This window comes from Nocardiopsis lucentensis DSM 44048, assembly GCF_000341125.1.
Taxonomy (GTDB): domain Bacteria; phylum Actinomycetota; class Actinomycetes; order Streptosporangiales; family Streptosporangiaceae; genus Nocardiopsis; species Nocardiopsis lucentensis.
In genome coordinates this window covers 1-345 of record NZ_ANBC01000827.1, presented here as the reverse complement: position 1 = coordinate 345, position 345 = coordinate 1, and the positions used below count along the sequence as shown (strand labels likewise).

At 73.6% G+C, this 345-nt stretch carries 1 pseudogene; it reads left to right on the top strand.

The features are described 5' to 3' along the window. Window positions 1-345 (top strand): annotated as a pseudogene (locus D471_RS0128790) (MFS transporter); the annotation flags it as partial.

Genomic DNA, 345 nt, shown 5'->3' with positions numbered 1-345 from the left:
CACCCTGCCGCTGGCGGCGGTGGTCCTCGCGATCTCCTGGTGGAAGGTGCCCGAGTCCCGGGACGAGGCGGCCGGGCGGCGGCTGGACCTTCCGGGCGCGCTGCTGGGGGTCGTGGCACTGGGCGGGACCACGTACGCGCTCATCCAGTGGGGCGCGGTGGGCGCGACCCCCGCCGTGTGGGTCGGCGCGGCGACCGGGGCGGCGGCCCTGGTCGCGTTCGTCCTGGTGGAGCGGGTGAGTACCGATCCGATGCTCCCGATCGGCATCTTCTCCTCCCCCGCGTTCTCCGTGACCAACGCGGCCACCGTCCTCATCTACGGCTCGCTCGGACCGCTCTTCTTCCT